The organism is Mammaliicoccus sp. G-M28, from assembly GCF_022386595.1.
Lineage (GTDB): Bacteria > Bacillota > Bacilli > Staphylococcales > Staphylococcaceae > Mammaliicoccus > Mammaliicoccus fleurettii.
This window is the reverse complement of record NZ_JAJNIF010000001.1, coordinates 273,545-293,942: the sequence shown is the minus strand read 5'-3', so window position 1 is coordinate 293,942 and position 20,398 is coordinate 273,545. Positions and strand designations below refer to the sequence as shown.

At 32.9% G+C, this 20,398-nt stretch carries 17 protein-coding genes; 16 read left to right on the top strand and 1 reads right to left on the bottom strand.

Features of this window, described 5'->3' with window-relative positions; all coding sequences use genetic code 11:
• The first annotated feature begins 12 nt into the window (after window positions 1–12).
• From LQ609_RS01345 to LQ609_RS01290, 12 genes are all read left to right on the top strand, one after another.
• Window positions 13–1,314, top strand: coding sequence for a solute carrier family 23 protein (locus LQ609_RS01345; RefSeq protein ID WP_239734247.1), 1,302 nt, complete (start codon window positions 13–15; stop codon window positions 1,312–1,314).
• 19 nt (window positions 1,315–1,333) lie between these two features.
• Window positions 1,334–2,236, top strand: a complete 903-nt coding sequence (locus tag LQ609_RS01340; protein WP_078358600.1) for an aspartate carbamoyltransferase catalytic subunit — start codon at window positions 1,334–1,336, stop codon at window positions 2,234–2,236.
• Entirely contained in the window at window positions 2,224–3,498 is a 1,275-nt protein-coding gene (locus LQ609_RS01335; RefSeq protein WP_218702751.1) for a dihydroorotase, read from the top strand. The genes LQ609_RS01340 and LQ609_RS01335 overlap by 13 nt, the downstream gene beginning before the upstream one ends.
• A 1-nt stretch (window position 3,499) precedes the next feature.
• Entirely contained in the window at window positions 3,500–4,600 is a 1,101-nt protein-coding gene (locus tag LQ609_RS01330; RefSeq protein WP_078356084.1) for a carbamoyl phosphate synthase small subunit, read from the top strand.
• Window positions 4,593–7,766, top strand: coding sequence for a carbamoyl-phosphate synthase large subunit (gene carB / locus LQ609_RS01325; protein WP_078356085.1), 3,174 nt, complete (start codon window positions 4,593–4,595; stop codon window positions 7,764–7,766). The genes LQ609_RS01330 and carB overlap by 8 nt, the downstream gene beginning before the upstream one ends.
• Window positions 7,767–7,778: 12 nt before the next feature.
• Window positions 7,779–8,537 (top strand): dihydroorotate dehydrogenase electron transfer subunit, encoded by a 759-nt coding sequence (locus LQ609_RS01320; RefSeq protein ID WP_078356086.1) that lies wholly within the window; start codon window positions 7,779–7,781, stop codon window positions 8,535–8,537.
• Window positions 8,534–9,460 carry a dihydroorotate dehydrogenase gene (locus LQ609_RS01315; RefSeq protein ID WP_107509138.1) on the top strand — a complete coding sequence of 309 codons (927 nt, stop codon included), beginning with the start codon at window positions 8,534–8,536 and terminating at the stop codon, window positions 9,458–9,460. The genes LQ609_RS01320 and LQ609_RS01315 overlap by 4 nt, the downstream gene beginning before the upstream one ends.
• The gene (gene pyrF / locus LQ609_RS01310; RefSeq protein WP_107509139.1) at window positions 9,461–10,153 is read left to right on the top strand and encodes an orotidine-5'-phosphate decarboxylase; all 693 of its coding nucleotides are present in this window, start codon (window positions 9,461–9,463) and stop codon (window positions 10,151–10,153) included. It abuts the gene before it with no gap.
• A gap of 5 nt (window positions 10,154–10,158) precedes the next feature.
• Window positions 10,159–10,767 carry an orotate phosphoribosyltransferase gene (pyrE, locus tag LQ609_RS01305; RefSeq protein WP_078356089.1) on the top strand — a complete coding sequence of 203 codons (609 nt, stop codon included), beginning with the start codon at window positions 10,159–10,161 and terminating at the stop codon, window positions 10,765–10,767.
• 25 nt (window positions 10,768–10,792) lie between these two features.
• Window positions 10,793–11,071, top strand: a complete 279-nt coding sequence (locus LQ609_RS01300; protein WP_078356090.1) for a hypothetical protein — start codon at window positions 10,793–10,795, stop codon at window positions 11,069–11,071.
• A gap of 257 nt (window positions 11,072–11,328) precedes the next feature.
• Entirely contained in the window at window positions 11,329–12,861 is a 1,533-nt protein-coding gene (locus LQ609_RS01295; RefSeq protein ID WP_078356371.1) for an SLC13 family permease, read from the top strand.
• A gap of 371 nt (window positions 12,862–13,232) precedes the next feature.
• The gene (locus tag LQ609_RS01290; protein ID WP_078356091.1) at window positions 13,233–13,640 is read left to right on the top strand and encodes a VOC family protein; all 408 of its coding nucleotides are present in this window, start codon (window positions 13,233–13,235) and stop codon (window positions 13,638–13,640) included.
• Window positions 13,641–13,700: 60 nt separating this feature from the next.
• On the opposite strand, the gene LQ609_RS01285 is transcribed toward LQ609_RS01290, so the two are convergent.
• The gene (locus LQ609_RS01285) at window positions 13,701–15,392 is read right to left on the bottom strand and encodes an Rqc2 family fibronectin-binding protein (protein WP_208143953.1); all 1,692 of its coding nucleotides are present in this window, start codon (window positions 15,390–15,392) and stop codon (window positions 13,701–13,703) included.
• A gap of 172 nt (window positions 15,393–15,564) precedes the next feature.
• Between LQ609_RS01285 and gmk the strand changes: the two genes are divergently transcribed.
• From gmk to priA, 4 genes are all read left to right on the top strand, one after another.
• Complete coding sequence (gene gmk, locus LQ609_RS01280) at window positions 15,565–16,188, top strand: guanylate kinase (protein ID WP_078356093.1); 624 nt, start codon at window positions 15,565–15,567, stop codon at window positions 16,186–16,188.
• Window positions 16,188–16,388 (top strand): DNA-directed RNA polymerase subunit omega, encoded by a 201-nt coding sequence (rpoZ, locus tag LQ609_RS01275; protein WP_016911048.1) that lies wholly within the window; start codon window positions 16,188–16,190, stop codon window positions 16,386–16,388. Before gmk ends, rpoZ begins: the two co-directional genes overlap by 1 nt.
• A gap of 166 nt (window positions 16,389–16,554) precedes the next feature.
• Window positions 16,555–17,757 (top strand): bifunctional phosphopantothenoylcysteine decarboxylase/phosphopantothenate--cysteine ligase CoaBC, encoded by a 1,203-nt coding sequence (gene coaBC, locus LQ609_RS01270; protein WP_078356094.1) that lies wholly within the window; start codon window positions 16,555–16,557, stop codon window positions 17,755–17,757.
• Window positions 17,754–20,162 carry a primosomal protein N' gene (gene priA, locus LQ609_RS01265; RefSeq protein WP_239734246.1) on the top strand — a complete coding sequence of 803 codons (2,409 nt, stop codon included), beginning with the start codon at window positions 17,754–17,756 and terminating at the stop codon, window positions 20,160–20,162. The genes coaBC and priA overlap by 4 nt, the downstream gene beginning before the upstream one ends.
• Window positions 20,163–20,398 lie beyond the last annotated feature (236 nt).

The window sequence follows — 20,398 nt, the reverse complement described above, 5'->3', positions numbered from 1 at the left end:
AGGAGAAGGAAAATGACACACAACGAAGAAATGTTTGAACGAACAGTCGAGCCAATACTAGATGTAAATGAAAAACCTAAAGCTTCACAATGGTTTTTCTTAAGCTCACAACATTTATTTGCAATGTTTGGTGCAACAGTACTTGTACCATTTTTAACAGGTTTGCCTGTTTCGGCAGCACTTATAGCATCGGGACTTGGAACTTTGCTTTATATAATGATTACGAAAGGCAAAATTCCTGCTTATCTCGGATCAAGCTTTGCTTTTATAACACCGATTATAGTAGGACTCAAAACACATGACTTAGGTGAAATGTTAGTCGCTTTATTCATGAGTGGTATACTTTACGTCATCATCGGAATAATAATAAAAATTACAGGAACGAATTGGTTGTTAAACTTATTACCACCAGTTGTAGTAGGTCCAGTAATTATGGTGATTGGATTAGGTCTAGCACCTGTAGCTGTTAATATGGCAATGTACACGGATTCAAATGCCATGCAAGGGTATAGCGGAGTTTACATTACAGTGGCACTTATAACATTAATAACGACAATTATTGTCTCAGTATTCTTTAAAGGATTCTTATCAATTATTCCAGTACTAATCGGTATAATTGTTGGATATATATCATCATTATTATTTGGAATTGTTGACTTAAGTCCAATTTCAAAAGCAAAATGGTTACAAATGCCAGACATATTCATGCCATTTCATGATTACACACCATCTATACAATGGGGACTTATACTCATCATGCTTCCAATTGTATTTGTAACAGTAAGTGAGCATATTGGGCATCAAATTGTAATTAATAAAATAGTAGGTAAAAACTTTTTTAAAGACCCAGGTTTACACAGATCATTAATTGGTGATGGAGTATCAACTATGATGTCTTCAATCATCGGTGGACCACCAAGCACAACTTATGGTGAGAACATCGGCGTATTAGCCATTACTAGAATTTATAGTATATGGGTGATAGGTGGTGCAGCTACACTCGCATTAATTTTAGGATTTGTTGGTAAATTTACAGCAATGATTTCTACAATTCCTACACCTGTAATGGGCGGTGTATCTATACTATTATTCGGAATCATTGCTTCAAGTGGTTTAAGAATGTTAGTAGAGAACAATATTGATTTCGGAGATAACAGAAACTTGATTATTGCTTCAGTCATTCTTGTATTAGGAATTGGTAAAGCACATTTAGATTTCACAGGTATCGGTATTCATTTGAATATTGAAGGTATGGCTTTAGCTGCAACAGTTGGTATCTTGCTCAATCTTATTTTGCCTAAGAAAATAAAATAATCTCAAGGAGGCGTGTCACTTGAAAAATTTATTAACTATGACTGATCTAACTAAAGAAGACATAATGAAAATCATTAAAAAAGCACAGAAAATCAAACAAAATGGTATAGAACCTTTTGAACAAGGTATGACAGTAGCGAATTTATTCTTTGAAAATTCCACTAGAACGAAATGTAGCTTTGAAATGGCTGAAAGAAAGTTAGGGTTAGAGGTAATTCCTTTTGAAACAAGTACATCTTCTGTACAAAAGGGAGAATCTTTATATGATACATGCAAAACACTAGAATCAATTGGTGTTGATGCACTCGTCATTAGACATAGTGAAAATGCCTATTATGATAACTTAAAAGGACTTAGCATTCCTGTATTAAATGGTGGAGATGGTAGTGGACAACATCCAACACAGAGTCTTTTAGACTTAATGACAATTTATGAGGAATATGGTTATTTTGAAGGATTAAAAATACTTATTTCAGGAGATATAAAGAATTCAAGAGTAGCAAGAAGTAATGCTGAAGCTTTAACGAAATTAGGATCAGAAGTTATGTTCAGTGCACCAGAACAATGGAAGTCTGATTTTTCAAATGTACCTTACGCTGAAATTGATGATGTCATAGATGAAGTTGATGTTTGTATGTTATTAAGAGTGCAAAATGAAAGGCACGAATCAGGTATGACTTTTAATACTGAGAAATATCATGAGGCATACGGATTAACAATTGATAGATATAATAAATTATCTGATAAAGCAATCGTTATGCATCCAGCACCAGTAAATAGAGGTGTAGAGATCGATTCTTCATTAGTTGAAAGTCCAAAGTCAAGGATATTTAAGCAAATGGAGAATGGTGTATTTATTAGAATGGCATGTATTTATGATGTACTTAATCACAAGGAGGAAAAAGTAAAATGTCACTTATAATCAAAAATGGAAAAATCTTATTAGAAGGTCAATTAGTTCATAAAGAAGTTGAAATCGAAGACGGTAAAATTAAACGAATAAATGATTATATTGATGCTGAAAATCATGAAATAATTGATGCGAAAGGACATTTTATATCTGCGGGGTTTGTAGATGTACATGTGCATTTAAGAGAACCTGGTGGAGAACATAAAGAAACGATTGAGACAGGCACTAAGGCTGCTGCAAGAGGTGGGTTTACAACAGTTTGCCCGATGCCAAATACTAAACCTGTACCTGACTCAGTTGAACATTTAGATCGACTGCATAAAATAATAGACGAACATGCAGTTGTTAGAGTATTGCCTTACGCTTCAATAACAGTAAGACAAGCAGGTAAAGAACATGTTGATTTTAAAGCTTTAAAAGATAGAGGCATGTTCCAATTTACTGACGATGGAGTAGGTGTTCAAACAGCATCTATGATGTATGAAGCAATGCAAGAAGCAGCTAAAATAGATAAAGCAATCGTCGCACACTGTGAAGATAATTCATTAATATATGGTGGCGCTATGCACGAAGGTAAACGTAGCGAAGAATTAAATATTCCTGGTATACCGGCCATTTGTGAAGCGGTTCAAATAGCGAGAGATGTTCTATTAGCAGAAGCAGCCAATTGTCATTATCACGTATGCCATGTTTCTACTAAAGAAAGTGTAAGAGTTATAAGAGATGCTAAAAAAGCGGGTATAAAAGTTACAGCTGAAGTTACACCGCACCACTTATTACTTACAGAAGAAGATGTACCAGGTGATGATGCTATTTATAAAATGAACCCACCATTAAGAGCTAAAGAAGATAGAGATGCATTAATAGAAGCATTACTTGATGGAACAATTGATTGTATTGCTACAGATCATGCACCACATGCTAAAGAAGAAAAAGAAGTGCCAATGGTAGATGCACCTTTTGGTATCGTAGGAAGTGAAACAGCTTTCCAATTACTTTATACAAACTTCGTGAAAACCGGTAAATTTACTTTAGAACAACTTGTGTCATTCTTAACGACTAAACCATGCGAAACGTTTAATTTACCTTATGGGCGTTTAGAAGAAGGAAGTTATGCAGATATAACGATTATTGATTTAGATACAGAAAGACCGATACTTGCTGAAGAATTTGCTTCTAAAAGTAGTAATACACCATTTATTGGAGAAGTCGTGTCAGGCTATCCAATTTTAACAATTTGTGATGGTGAGATCGTCTATAAGGAGGAAGTATAAGATGAAAAATAAAAGATACTTAGTATTAGAAGATGGTACTACATATAAAGGATATGCTTTAGGCTCTGATGAATTAACTTTAGGTGAAATTGTATTTAATACAGCTATGACAGGTTATCAAGAAACGATTTCAGACCCGTCATACACTGGACAAATTATTACGTTTACTTATCCTCTTATCGGTAATTATGGTATCAATAGAGATGACTTCGAATCATTAAGTCCTACTTTAAATGGCGTTGTCGTAAGAGAAGTATGTGACTATCCAAGCAACTTCAGATCAAGCAAGTCATTAGATGAAACGTTGAAATTTTATCAAATACCTGGTATTTCAGGTGTTGATACAAGAAGTTTAACACGTAAAATAAGAAAATATGGTGTTCTAAAAGCAGGCTTCACGGATAATGCTAACGAAATTGATGCATTAGTACAACGTTTGAATAATGAAACATTGAGAACGGATGAAGTTGAACAAGTATCTTCAGTTAGACCTTATATTTCTACAGGAGATGGCTATAAAATTGTATTAATTGATTACGGAAAAAAAGAAAATATCGTTAGAGAATTAAATAGAAGAGGCTGTGATGTAACGGTAGTACCTTATCAAACATCAATTGAAGAAATTATGAATATTTCACCTGATGGTATCATGGTTTCTAATGGTCCAGGTAATCCAGAAAGTGTTCAAGAAACAATACAAACAATTGGACAATTAATTGGCAAGATACCATTTTTCGGGATATGTTTAGGTCATCAACTTTTTGCACTATCTCAAGGTGCAACTTCTTACAAAATGAAATTTGGACATAGAGGTGCTAATCATCCAGTTCAAAATTTACAAACAGGTAAAGTTGATTTAACAAGTCAAAACCATGGTTATGCAATAGATGAAGATTCAATTGCAAATACAGATTTAGAAGTTACACATCTAGCATTAAATGATAAATCTATCGAAGGGTTAAGACATAAAAAATACCCAGCATTTTCAGTACAATATCATCCAGAAGCTTCACCAGGTCCACATGACTCTAACTATTTATTCGATGAATTTATTGAAATGATTAAATTACATAAAGCGAAGGAGCGTACAATCAATGCCTAAACAAACAGATATCAAATCCATCTTAGTAATTGGTTCAGGTCCAATCATCATTGGACAAGCAGCAGAATTTGACTATGCAGGTACACAAGCATGCTTAGCATTAAAAGAAGAAGGTTATAGAGTTATTTTAGTGAATTCAAACCCAGCTACAATTATGACTGATACTGAAATAGCTGACACTGTATATATTGAACCACTAACTTTAGACTTCGTAAGTCGCATTATTCGTAAAGAACAGCCAGATGCATTATTACCAACATTAGGTGGACAAACTGGTTTGAACATGGCAATTGAATTGCACGAAAATGGTGTACTAGAAGAAAATAATGTCCGTTTACTAGGTACACAACTTACTTCAATCGAACAAGCTGAAGATAGAGACTTATTCCGTACGTTAATGAATGAACTAAATGAACCGGTACCAGAAAGCGATATTGTGAATGATTTAGAAGGCGCATTAAAATTTGCTAATGAAATAGGATACCCACTAATAGTTAGACCAGCATTCACAATGGGTGGTACTGGTGGCGGAATCTGTCACGATGAAAAAGAACTAAGTGAAATCGTTCAGAATGGTTTGAAATACAGCCCTGTTACACAATGTTTATTAGAAAAATCTATAGCAGGTTTTAAAGAAATAGAGTACGAAGTGATGAGAGACAAAAATGATAATGCTATTGTTGTTTGTAACATGGAGAATATCGACCCTGTTGGTATTCACACAGGGGACTCAATTGTTGTAGCGCCGAGTCAAACATTATCTGATGTTGAGTATCAAATGTTAAGAGATGTTTCATTAAAAATTATTCGTGCATTGAAAATTGAAGGTGGATGTAACGTACAACTTGCACTAGATCCAGACTCATTAGATTATTATATTATAGAAGTAAATCCACGTGTCTCAAGATCATCAGCTTTAGCTTCAAAAGCAACAGGCTATCCAATTGCTAAACTTGCAGCTAAGATTGCAATCGGAATGACTTTAGACGAAATGTTAAATCCAGTTACAGGAACATCTTATGCTGCATTTGAGCCTGCTCTTGATTATGTCGTATCTAAAATACCGAGATTCCCATTCGATAAATTTGAAAAAGGGGAACGTCATTTAGGTACACAAATGAAAGCTACTGGAGAAGTAATGGCAATAGGTAGAACCTATGAAGAGTCACTATTAAAAGCCATTCGTTCATTAGAATATGGTGTACACCATTTAGGATTACCAAATGGTGATGAATTTGAACTTGATTTTATTGAAGAAAGAATTAAAGCACAAGATGATGAAAGATTATTCTTTATTGGTGAAGCAATAAGACGAGGAACTTCTTTAGAAAGAATTCATGAATTAACTCAAATTGATTATTTCTTCTTAAATAAATTTAAACACATCATCGAAATAGAACATGACTTAAAAAATAATAAAGGTGACTTAGAAGCATTACTATGGGCAAAACAATATGGCTTTAGTGATAAAGTAATTGCACATAGATGGGAACAATCAGAGCTAGAGATATACGAGTTAAGACAACAAAATGAAATTAATCCAGTTTATAAAACAGTTGATACATGTGCAGCTGAATTTGAATCTGAAACACCATACTTTTATGGCACTTACGAAACAGAAAATGAATCTGTAGTGACTGAAAAAGAAAAAATTATTGTGCTAGGATCCGGACCAATAAGAATTGGACAAGGCGTTGAATTTGATTACGCTACTGTTCATGCAGTTTGGGCAATACAAGAAGCTGGATACGAAGCAATTATTATTAATAACAACCCAGAAACAGTTTCTACTGATTTCTCTATATCAGATAAATTATACTTTGAACCACTTACTGAAGAAGATGTAATGAGTATTATTAATCATGAACAACCTAAAGGCGTAGTTGTTCAATTTGGTGGTCAAACCGCTATCAATTTAGCTGACAAAATCTCTAAAAAAGGTGTTAAAATTCTAGGAACGTCATTAGAAGATCTTAATAGAGCAGAAGATAGAAAAGAATTCGAAGCATTATTACAAAAAATTGATGTTCCGCAACCTCATGGTAAAACAGCTACTTCAGTTCAAGAAGCAATAGACAATGCAAATGAAATCGGTTATCCAGTTGTAGTAAGACCTTCTTACGTATTAGGTGGAAGAGCAATGGAGATTGTTTATGCAGAACCAGAATTGAAAAATTATATGGAACAAGCTGTTAAAGCAAGTCCAGAACATCCTGTATTAATCGACCGTTACTTAACAGGCAAAGAAATAGAAGTGGACGCAATATCAGATGGTGAAACAGTTGTCATCCCAGGTATTATGGAACATATTGAAAGAGCTGGAGTTCATTCAGGTGATTCAATCGCAGTTTATCCACCTCAAACTTTAACTGATAAAGAAATTGATTTATTAGTAGATTACACAACGAGATTAGCTAAAGGCTTAAACATAATTGGTCTTATCAATATTCAGTTTGTATTGTCTAAAGGTGAGGTATTTGTTCTAGAAGTAAACCCTAGAGCAAGTAGAACTGTACCTTTCTTAAGTAAAATCACAGATATCCCAATGGCTAAAATTGCTACAAAAGCAATTGCTAACATTTCATTAAAAGAACAAGGATATGAAAGTGGATTAGCACCTTATAAAGAAGGTGTATACGTAAAAGCACCAGTATTCAGCTTTAGCAAACTTAAAAATGTAGACATAACATTAGGGCCTGAAATGAAATCAACAGGTGAAGTAATGGGCAAAGATAGTACTTTAGAAAAAGCATTATACAAAGGCTTAACAGCTAGCGGATTAAAGGTACAAGATCAAGGCACAGCATTATTTACGGTTAGTGATAAAGATAAAGCAGAAGCTTTAGCAATAGCGAAAAGATTCCATGAAATTGGGTATCGTATTTTTGCCACAGCTGGTACTGCAAAATACTTTAACGAACAAAACATTCCAGTATACACAGTAGGAAAAATTGGTGGAGAACATGACTTACTTTCAGTTATTCAAAAAGGTGAAGTTCAACTAGTTGTGAATACGATGACGAAAGGGAAATTATATGATAGAGATGGTTTCCAAATTAGAAGAGAATCAGTTGAAAATGGCATACCATGTTTGACTTCACTTGATACTGCAAATGCACTTGCAGATGTAATTGAAAGTATGACTTTCAAAACCGAACAAATGTAGAGGGGGAGTATTATGTCTAAAATAATGACAGTTGTATCAAACAATCAAATAGCAGATGCTATCTTTGAATTAAAAGTACATGGAAATCTCACGAAAAATATGAAAAACCCAGGACAATTCGTTCATATTAAAGCAGGTACAGGTACTGAACATATGTTGAGAAGACCAATATCTATTTGTGAAGTAAACCATGAAGAAGAGACATTCACAATGCTTTTTAGAAAAGAAGGTCATGGTACTGAAATGATTTCTACTTTGAAATCTGGAGATCCAATTGATGTGATTGCACCTTTAGGGAATGGCTTCCCTGTAGAAGAAGCACAAAATACTGCCTTGTTAGTTGGAGGTGGTATTGGTGTGCCACCACTTTATGAGTTATCTAAACAATTAAATAAAAGAGGTATAAAGACAATCCATGTGTTAGGATTCCAAAGTGCTAAAGATGCTTTCTATATTGAAGAATTTAAAGCACTCGGTGACACGTATATCGCAACTGTTGATGGAAGTTTAGGTACAAAAGGATTTGTTACAACTGTTATTGATAATATTGAAACACCCTTCGACATTTTTTATAGCTGCGGACCAAAACCAATGCTTAAAGCATTAACAGAACAATTAAGTGATATTAAAGGTTATATATCATTAGAAGAACGTATGGGTTGTGGAATTGGAGCTTGTTATGCATGTGTTTGTCATACGAATGATGAAGCGGGCTATGTAAAAGTATGCACAGATGGACCAGTATTTGAAAAAGGAGCTGTGATCATATGAGTAGATTAAATGTAACTTTACCAGGTCTAAATTTAAAAAACCCAGTTATGCCAGCAAGTGGATGTTTTGCTTTTGGTAAGGAATTTAGTCAATTTTATGATTTATCTGAGTTGGGTTCTATTATGATTAAAGCTGCAACTCAGCATGCTAGATATGGTAATGAGGCACCTCGTGTTGCTGAAACTGCTAGCGGTATGATTAATGCAATTGGTCTACAGAACCCGGGAGTTCATCATATTTTAGAACATGAACTTAAATATTTAGAGCAATTCGATGTACCGATTATTGCAAATGTGGCAGGTTCTACTGAAGAAGAATATGTATATGTAGCAAAACATATTTCTAACGCACCAAATGTTCATGCGCTAGAGTTAAATATTTCATGTCCAAATGTTAAAGAAGGTGGTATTCAATTTGGAACTGTACCAGAAGTTGCACGTGAGTTAACAAGAAAAGTAAAAGCAGTTTCTGAAGTCCCAGTATATGTGAAATTATCACCGAATGTTACGAATATCGTTGAAATGGCAAAAGCTATCTCAGAATATGCTGATGGTATTACGATGATTAACACGCTCGTTGGCTTAAGAATAGATTCTAAAACCGGCAAACCTATCATTAGTAATGTTATTGGAGGTTTAAGTGGTCCTGCAATTAAACCAGTAGCATTAAGAATGGTTTATGAAGTTAGCCAAAATATTGATATACCGATTATTGCTATGGGTGGCGTTAGAACTGCTCAAGATGTAATTGATTATATCTCTGTTGGGGCAGATGCAGTTGCAGTAGGAACAGCTAATTTTGAGAATCCTACTGTATGTAAAGATATTATAGATGAATTACCTACATTACTCGATAACTTAGGTGTTCAACATATTTCAGAACTTAAAGGTCGAACATATAATCAACAAGGAGTTGTTAAATAAATGAAAAACACACCAATAATAGCTTTAGACTTTGCAACGCTTAGTGAAGTTGAACAGTTTCTTGATTTATTTAACGAACCTCTTTTTGTAAAAGTGGGTATGGAATTATATTTACAAAATGGTCCTGAAACGCTAAAAGCCATCAAAGATAGAGGGCATGATATATTTCTTGATTTAAAATTACATGACATTCCTAATACTGTTAAAGGCGCATTAAAAGGATTAGGTAAATTTAATATCGATTTAATTAATGTACATGCAGCTGGTGGTAAGAAAATGATGGCTGCAGGACTTGAAGGACTACGTGCTACAAATCCTGGAGCTAAATTAATCGCTGTAACACAGTTAACATCAACGACTGAAGAACAAATGAGAGATGAACAAAACATTCAAACATCAATAGAAAATGCTGTAGTTCATTATGCCAAGATCACTCAACAAGCAGGACTTGATGGCGTTGTTTGTTCACCGTTAGAATCGACACTCATTAGAGAAAATATCGGAGAAGATTTCTTAAAAGTAACACCAGGTATACGATTAGAATCCGACAAAACGCATGACCAACAAAGAGTAACAACACCAGAAGAAGCTAAAAAGTTGGGATCAACACATATAGTAGTTGGTCGTTCTATAACTCAGCATGAAAATCCAGTTTCAAGATATCATGAAATATTACATAGATGGGAAGGATAATTCATATGACTCAAAATATCGCACAATCATTACTAGAAATTAAAGCTGTAACATTATCTCCAGAAGATCCGTATACATGGAGTTCAGGTATTAAATCTCCAATATATTGTGATAACCGAGTCACATTAGCTTATCCAGAAATTAGAGAAACGATTTACAAAGGACTTATATCATTAATTAAAGAACATGCTCATGATGTTGAAATCATTTCAGGAACTGCTACAGCAGGTATTCCACATGCTGCTTTCATTGCTGATCAATTAGGATTGCCAATGAGTTATGTAAGGTCTAAAAGTAAAGGGCATGGTAAAGGGAATCAAATCGAAGGTGCATTAAGCAAAGGAAGAAAAGTAGTTGTTATAGAAGATTTAATTTCAACAGGTGGATCTTCAATTAATGCAGTTGATGCATTAATTGAAGACGGAGCAGAAGTAATAGGTGTATTTGCAATCTTTACTTACGGAATCAAGAAGGCAGAAGAAGCTTTCGAATCAAAAGATATTCCTTACTATACTTTATCAAATTATGACGAACTTATTTCTGTTGCAGAAAAAGAAGGATATATCCAAAATAAAGATATAAAAACTTTAAAAGAATGGAAAGATACTTTATAATAAAGTCTAGATAAGGGGGGTCTTTATGAGTAGCCAGCATAAACTATCTGTTGAACAACAAAAAGAACAGATAAAAAAATGGGAACATATAAATGATTTTCTAAAAAAAGATACTAATAAAAAACCTGACTTTAATCATTATAAAGTAAGAGATCATAATTTAAATGAACGTACTGGATACACGAATAACACTAATGTAAATAGACAGAGAAGTTATGATTTAGACGATAAAAATATATTTAAAAGCATAAAAAAAGAGCTTGAAGAAAATGGAGTTTTTAATACAAAAGACTCTGATAAGTAATGGGAAGTGAACAAGAAGTTAAGACAATTAATTTGTCTTAGCTTCTTTTTTTGCGGTAGTTAGATAAAATACTACAAAAAATATAATTAGTAAATATATGCATAAATATTATAGAATATTCAGAAAATAGTACTACTTTTGTATAAACTTTGTTAAAATGTAAACGAATACACATTAAAAGGGGGCGTAATAATATGGGTAAACAAGATAAAAAATTTACAGAAAAGCTTTGGAAAGAAAGTAGTAGAACTAAAGAAATGTTAAAATTCTTTTCTTCAGATGCATTAAAATCTCAAAACAAACCAGATCCTGAATTAAAAGCTTATAATACAGCTCAATTAATCGGATTAATTTTAGGGCCACTATTATTTTTAGTAATATTGCTATTTTTCAAAGCGGATGGGTTAAGCCAAACTGGAGTATACGTAATGGCAGCAACTTTATGGATAGCAGTATGGTGGATTACAGAAGCTATTCCGATTCCGGCCACTAGTTTAATGCCTTTATTCTTATTTCCATTAGGTGGAGTTATGGATAGTGAAACAGTATCCAGCGCCTATGGTAATGATATTGTATTCTTATTCCTAGGTGGATTTATTATTGCAATTGCAATGGAAAGATGGAATTTACATACGAGAATTGCACTAGTCATTATTAATAGTATAGGAACAAGTACTGGTAGAATTTTATTAGGATTTATGATTGCAACTGGTGCATTGTCAATGTTTGTGTCAAACACAGCGGCTGTTATGATTATGATTCCAATCGGTATGGCGATTATTAAAGAAGCTAATGAACTTACAGCTGACGGGAATGATTCCGATAGTTTAACTCAATTTGAAAAATCACTTGTATTAGGTATTGGTTATGCGGGTACAATTGGTGGACTTGGAACATTAATTGGTACGCCACCTTTAATTATTTTAAAAGGTCAATATGAAAAAATATTTGGTGAAGAAATTGGATTTGGACAATGGATGGTAATGGGTGTCCCAACAGTAATTATATTATTAGCAATTACTTGGGCATATTTGAATTTTGTCATGTTTAAACATGACATGAAAGAATTACCTGGTGGTAAAAGAATTATTACTAGAGAATTAAAAGCATTAGGAAAGACATCATATGAAGAGAAAGTCGTATTTACGTTATTCTGTTTAGCAGCATTTTTATGGGTATCAAGAGAATTCTTATTATCACAGTTACCTTTTACAGAGCTAGTTAAAGATGGAACGATATCAATGTTTATTGCTGTTATATTATTCTTAATACCAGCTAAAAGAAAGTTTGCTAGAATTTTAGATTGGTCGATTGCTAAAGATTTACCGTGGGGTATTTTATTACTCTTTGGTGGTGGTTTAGCAGTAGCTTCAGCTATTACAGAAAGTGGTTTAGATAAATGGATGGGTAAACAAATTTCTGGATTAGAAGGTGTAAACATTATTCTAATCATTGCTATTGTAGCGCTCTTTGTACTATTCTTAACAGAAATTACATCGAATACAGCAACAGCAACAATGATTTTACCGATACTTGCAACAATAGCTGTAGGCATTAATTTACATCCGTTAGCTTTAATGATTCCAGCAGCAATGGCAGCAAACTGTGCATTTATGTTGCCAGTAGGTACACCTCCAAATGCGATTGTGTTTGGTACAGATAAAGTAACAATCAGAGAAATGGCAACAGCAGGATTTTGGTTAAACTTAATCAGTTGTGTCATCATAGTAGGATTCGTTTGGTTTATGGTACCATGGTTATTTGGAATTGAATTTGTAGCAACTAAATAAAAATAATTAATAAAAAGACTCTCCCATACCGTGGAACTACATATAACGGCAAGGAGAGTCTTTATTTTGAGTAATTAGGATTAAATCAGGTTAATACGCACGAAGACTTTCGAGATATCGTGCGATTCCGTTCAAAATCAGGTAAAACGCACGATACCCATTTTATAAATTAAAGAATTTTCATAAGAATTAGTCCATAAATAGTTTGATAAAGACGTACCCAATGATAATAACGGCTAACATAATAACAATAGGTAACAATAATGAAATTGACATAAAATCTCTCCTTTGTCTTTGTCTCTTATAAATATTATACTAAATTATATAAGATATAAGAAATTTTTAAAATATGATATTGGAGTGTTTATTACATGATACCAAAAATTACAACATTTTTAATGTTTAACGGTGAAGCTGAAGAAGCTATTAAATTTTATACATCAATTTTTCAAGATAGTGAAATTTTAACTATGGTTAAATATGGAGAAGAAGGGCCAGGGGAACCTGGTACTGTACAACATTCTATTTTTAAAATAAACGGACAAATATTTATGGCTATTGATCAAGGAAATGGTGTGGAAATAGAAATGAATCCAGCTATGTCATTGTATGTAACATGTGAATCTGCTATGGAGATGGAGACTCTATATTCTAAATTAAAATCTGGTGGTGCAATATTAATGCCTAAAACTGAATTACCACCAACATTCAGAGAATTTGCATGGGTACAAGATAAATACGGTGTTAATTTCCAATTAGCTTTACCAGAACAACAATAATAAACTTTCTTTCAAAATAAAAACGAAGTGCTATTGAATCAACATAGCACTTCGTTTTATTTATTGTTTTAATAATTTTTTAATATCATCATAGTCTGTTGTAACGTACAGAGTTGATTGACTATCATAAGTCACAAATCCTGGTTTTGCGCCACTTGGTTTGTGGACATTTCTTATTGCAGTATAATCTACTGGTATTTGTGCTGACTGACTTGCTTTAGAATAATAAGCTGCAATCATTGCCGCTTCTTCAATTGTTCTATTTGTTGGTTCGTCTTCTTGTATAACAACATGTGAACCTGGAATATCTTTCGTATGGAACCACAATTGATTTTTTCTTGCTACTTTATGAGTAAGATAATCATTTTGTTTGTTGTTTTTACCAAGTAATATTGTTTGCCCATCTGAAGAAACAAATGTCGTGATTGTTATTTTATTTGATTTTTTCTTTTTCTTACTTTTACGTTTTTTTACAAAACCTTGGTCTTCTAATTCTTCTCTTATATCGTCTATATCTTCTACTGATATATGAGCAAGTTGTTGTTCTAATGACTCGAAATATAGAATGTTAGAATGAGTAAGTTTAATTTGCTTTTCTAATTCTATTTCTCTTGTCTTGAGTCTGTTATATTGTTTGTAATAATATTGTGCATTCATTGAAGGTGATTTAGTTGGATTTAATGGTATAGAAATAGGTTCATTATTATAGTAATTGATTGTTTCTAACGTTTTATCACCTTGGTTGATTTGATACATATTAGCGGTAATCAGTTCACCATATAATTGTTGCTCATCTTTAGTACGAGCTGCCTCTTTTTCGTTAATCAATTTTTCTAATTTATTTCTATTTTTTTGTAAATGTTGATCTATAATTTTTACTAAATCTAGCGCACGTTGTTTAACGCGTTCTCTCTCTCCACGTGATTCATAAAATCTATCTAAACATTCATGAATTGTATCAAATGCCATATAATTATTTCCATAAGTATGTAATGGCATGAAATAGAAGATTTCTTTATTTGTTGAATCATCACTATAAATTACAGGTTTAGGCGTTTGATCTACCTCGTTCATTACTTCATCAAAAGATTCTACTAACGTTTCTTGATTCATAAATGGTCTTCGAGAAACAATTTCTTTTGTAATCAGTGGACTAAAACCTTCAAATTGTTGTAATAATTGTCGGTCTATTTTACCTGCATTATAATTGATATATTTATTTACATCGTCTACTTCAAATGGATTTAATTTTTTAACAGTAGGAGGATATTCATATTTGAAACCAGGCATAATTGTACGAGCAGTATTTGTATTAGGAGTATGATGTTTAAAGCCATCGATAATTTTACGTTCTCCATCTATTAAAATAATGTTACTATGTCGTCCCATAATTTCTAATACAATTGTTCGTTTTCTTAAATCTCCAATTTCATCTCTTGAATGTATATCAATCTCAACTAATCTATCATTTCCTATTTGAGTAATACTTTGTATAATTCCTCCATCTAAATGTTTTCGTAATACTCTTAAAAACATTGGAGGATCAAAAGGATTGTCATACTTTTCCGTTGTTAAATGAAAACGGCTAAAATTTGCATGTGTTGATAATAATAGTTGTTTGTTTTTTCTTTCACTACGAATTGTTAAGATAATCGTATCTGAACTTGGTTCAGCAATTTTATGAATTCGCCCAGAAACGAGCGATTGAATATCTTCAACAATCTTTCTTGTAAATAAGCCATCAAAAGCCATTTGCACTCACACCTTTATCAAAAGTCAATTTATTGTAACATGTAAGGGATTAAATGAGTATAATTCTGTTTAATCTTACAACCTCTCTAGCCATATATAATTGAAATATGGTAAGATATAAAAAACAAAATGATAATAAATTGTTAGTATTCATTAGGAAAGGTCGTTTGACATGAACATTGAAAAAGGGTTACTGATAGTGCTCTCTGGCCCATCTGGAGTTGGTAAAGGAACGGTACGTAAATCAATATTTGATGATCCTAGTACGGATTTTAAATATTCTATCTCTATGACTACTAGGAAAATGCGTCAAGGTGAGACAGATGGTGTAGATTATTTCTTTAAATCAAGAGAAGAATTCGAAGCTTTAATTGCTGATGACCAATTTATAGAGTATGCTGAGTATGTAGGTAATTATTATGGTACGCCTGTACAATACGTTAGAGATACAATGGATAACGGTTATGATGTATTTTTAGAAATCGAAGTTGAAGGTGCTAAACAAGTTAGGAAGAAATTTCCTGAAGCTTTATTTATTTTCTTAGCACCGCCGAGTTTAGAACACTTGAAAGAAAGGTTAGTTGGACGCGGTACTGAATCAGACGAAATCATCCAAAACCGTATTTTAGAAGCACGTAAAGAAGTAGAAATGATGAACCTTTACGATTATGTTGTTGTAAACGATGAAGTTGAATTAGCTAAAGAACGTATTCAATCAATCGTAGAAGCAGAACATTTAAAAAGAGAACGTGTTGAAGCGCGCTATAGAAAAATGATATTGGAGGCAAAAAAATAATGTTATATCCACCACAAAATGAATTAAAAGACAGTATTAATTCTAAATATTTAGTCGTTACGACTGCAGCTAAAAGAGCCCGAGAACTACAAGAACACCCTGATAGTTTATTATTAGATGAATATCGTTCATTAAAAAATGTAGGTCAAGCACTAGAAGAAATAGCAGCACATAAAGTATATGCTAAACTAGAAGACTAATTATCATTATCTAAAAAAGATCTTTTATGTATGGGAAATATAATCCCTTCATAAAAGGTCTTTTTATTTAAATGAAGGTAAGTAGTTTATATTCATGACAGTCTATTTTAAAGAATGTATAATAAATATAAAGATTTAGAATCGAATTTATCGGAGGATTACACAAATGAAGAATATACTTCTAGCTGTAACTGGTGGAATAGCTGCCTATAAAGCAATAGATTTAACGAGCAAATTAACTCAAAGTGGTTATACTGTACGTGTCATGTTAACAGAGAATGCACAACAGTTTGTTACACCATTAGCTTTTCAAGCAATTAGTCGTAACCATGTTTATACGGACACTTTTGATGAAAAAGATGTAAGTGAAATACAACATATCACGTTAGCAGATTGGGCAGATGCGGTTATTGTTGCACCTGCAACAGCAAATACGATTAGCAAGTTAGCAAATGGATTAGCTGATAATATTGTGACATCTACATTGCTTGCAACAACTGCTCCAGTATTTATTGCGCCAGCTATGAATGTACATATGCTAGAGCATCCATCAATAGTTAAGAATATGTCACAACTTAGAAATTATGGATATAAATTTATTGCACCAGGAGAAGGCTATTTAGCATGTGGTTATGTTGCAAAAGGTAGAATGGAAGAACCTATAACGATACTAACTATTATAGATGATTATTTTAAAGAACAATCAAATCCACAAACCTTTGCTCTCCAAGGCAAAAATGTACTCGTAACTGCTGGACCAACAGTAGAAAAAGTCGATGCAGTAAGATATTTTACAAATCGATCAAGTGGTAAGATGGGATATGCTTTAGCAGAAGCTGCTAGAAATTTAGGGGCAAATGTCATATTAGTAAGTGGTGAAACGAGTTTATCACAACCAAGTGGAGTAGAATTTATTCAAATATCTAGCGCTGAAGAAATGTTTCAGGCAGTTAAAGAACGAATGGATGATATGGATATGATTATTAAAGCAGCAGCTGTAGCTGATTATACTCCAGTTAAAACTGTAAATAATAAAATGAAAAAACAAGATGGTAATTTAGAGCTTACTTTTAAAAGAACGACAGATATTTTGAAATATTTAGGGGAACATAAGGATAAACAATATTTGGTTGGCTTTGCAGCTGAAACAGATAATGTGGAAACTTATGCTATGGGCAAACTGAAAAAGAAAAATGCTGATGTTATTGTTGCAAATCATGTAGCAAACCAAGAAATTGGATTTAGATCATCAGACAATGAAGTCGAAATGTTTTTTGCAAATGGAGATAGAGTACCTTTAGCTAAAGAATCAAAACAGAAAATAGCTTTTAAAATATTAAATGAAATCACTAGTAGGTGGGAAGATTGATCGCAAATGTTGTAGTGGATATTCCAGCTAAAAACGTCGACAAAATTTTTGATTATATTATACCTCAAGATATAGAGGATATTGTTAAAGTCGGTGTTAGAGTTGAAGTGCCTTTTGGTTCAAGGAAAATTCAAGGCTTTGTTATTGGTATTAGTGAAAAATTATCAAGTGATATAGACGAGTCTAAATTAAAGTCTTTAATTAGAGTTAAAGACTTTAAACCAGAATTAACTTCTGAATTAATCAAACTAAGTGAGTGGATGTCTAATTTTCATTTAGTTAAACGAATTTCAGCATTAGAAATCATGTTGCCTAGTGCTATTAAAGCTAAATATCAAAAAGTATATATCATAAAAGATCCGGATGCTATTCCTGCACAATATTTAAATCATTTTAATAAAGAAGGTATGTTAACTTTTGATCAAGCTCAAACACTACAAATCGTAGCAGAATTAGAAAGCTATGCAAAAACAGAAGCCTTAACTAAAGATACGATTGTAGGGCAACAATTAACGAGAAAGTACGCAACGTGTGTAAGAATTATACCGACAGATAGACTGGATGAAATTATCGAATCTTTACGTACGAGAGAAAAACAATTAGATATCCTTAATTATTTAATAGAACATAGACATGAAGATGTATTGTTAAAAACATTAAAAGAAGAAGGGTTTTCTAATTCTAGTATTAATACTTTAGTTAAAAATCAAGTTCTAGAAAAATACGAAGCCATTGTAAATAGAGACCCTTATGAGCATAGAATTTTTGAAAAAGAACACAATAAAGCTTTAACAGAAGCGCAACAAGAAGCTTTTACTCAAATTGATGAAGCGGTTAAAGCAAATGAATCTAAGACATTTTTATTACATGGTGTAACAGGCTCAGGTAAAACAGAAGTTTATTTACAAACAATTGAGAATGTCTTAAAAAAAGGCGAGCAAGCTATCATGCTCGTACCTGAAATTGCTTTAACACCACAGATGGTCAATCGTTTTAAAGCAAGATTTGGTGATGAAGTTGCAGTACTGCACTCAGGACTATCAAAAGGTGAAAAGTATGATGAATGGCAAAAAATCAGAGATGGTAAAGCGAGTGTTTCAGTAGGAGCAAGATCTAGTGTGTTTGCACCTTTTGAAAAGCTTGGCCTCATTATTATTGATGAAGAACACGAATCAACGTACAAACAAGAAGACTATCCGAGGTACCATGCAAGAGAAATTGCTATATGGAGAAGTGAATATCACCATTGTCCAGTAGTATTAGGATCAGCAACACCAAGTTTAGAAACATTTGCTCGAGCAGAAAAAAATGTATATCAATATTTAGGATTACCTGATCGAGTTAATCAACAGAAGATGCCAGAAATTGAATTAATCGATATGAGAGAAGAATTACAAGAAGGAAATAGATCTATGTTCTCTCATCATTTAACAGAAGCCATTCAAGAAAGAATAGATAAAGGTGAACAAATTGTACTTTTCTTAAATAGAAGAGGACATTCATCTTTCGTGTTATGTAGAGATTGTGGACACGTACCACAATGTCCCAACTGTGATATTTCGCTTACATATCATAAAACACATGATGACTTAAAATGTCACTACTGTGGTTATAGTGAACCTATGCCACAAAAATGCCCAAGTTGTGAAAGCGAACATATTAGACAAATGGGTGTCGGAACTCAAAAAGTAGAAGAAATTATATATGAAACATTTGATCGCGCTAAAGTGATTAGAATGGACGTAGATACAACGTCTAAAAAAGGTGCACATGAAAGATTGTTAACAGCTTTTGGTAATCAAGAAGCAAATATTTTATTAGGCACTCAAATGATTGCTAAAGGATTAGATTTTGAAAATATTACATTAGTAGGCGTATTAAACGCTGATACTATGCTCAATTTACCAGACTTTAGATCAAGTGAGAAGACATTCCAATTACTCACACAAGTAGCAGGTAGAGCAGGTAGGCATAAGAAACAAGGAGAAGTAATGATTCAAACATATAATCCTGATCATTACGCTATATTAGATGTAACAAAGAATGACTACTTGTCATTTTATCAAAAAGAAATGAAATTTAGACAAGTCGGTAAATATCCACCTTATTACTATCTAGTGAATTTAACAATCAGTCATGTCGATAAGAGGAAAGTGTTGCAAGCATCCAAACATATCCATGGCATACTTGTACAACACGTAACAACACAGTCCTTCATATTAGGACCATCACCAAGTCCATTGTCACGAATAAACAACCAACATAGATTCCAAATACTCATAAAGTTCAAGAATGAACCAGACTTGTTAACAGCTTTGAAATATCTAGATGATTATTACCATGAACAATATATGAAAGACAAACTCTCATTAGAAATAGATATTAATCCGCAAATGATGATGTAAGTAGAAAACCCGTGAAAATTCGAGGATTTTCACGGGTTTTCTTAATTTTAAGGATAAAAAAGTATTTAGTACGTGTTTTATAAAAGCAATATGAGTAGAAATTGCTGATAAGAATGGTGTTAAAAGCAATTTGAGTAGAAATTGCTGATAAGAGTGGCGTTAGAAGCAATTTGAGTAGAAATTGCTGATAAGAATGGCGTTAGAAGCAATTTGAGTAGAAATTGCTGATAAGAATG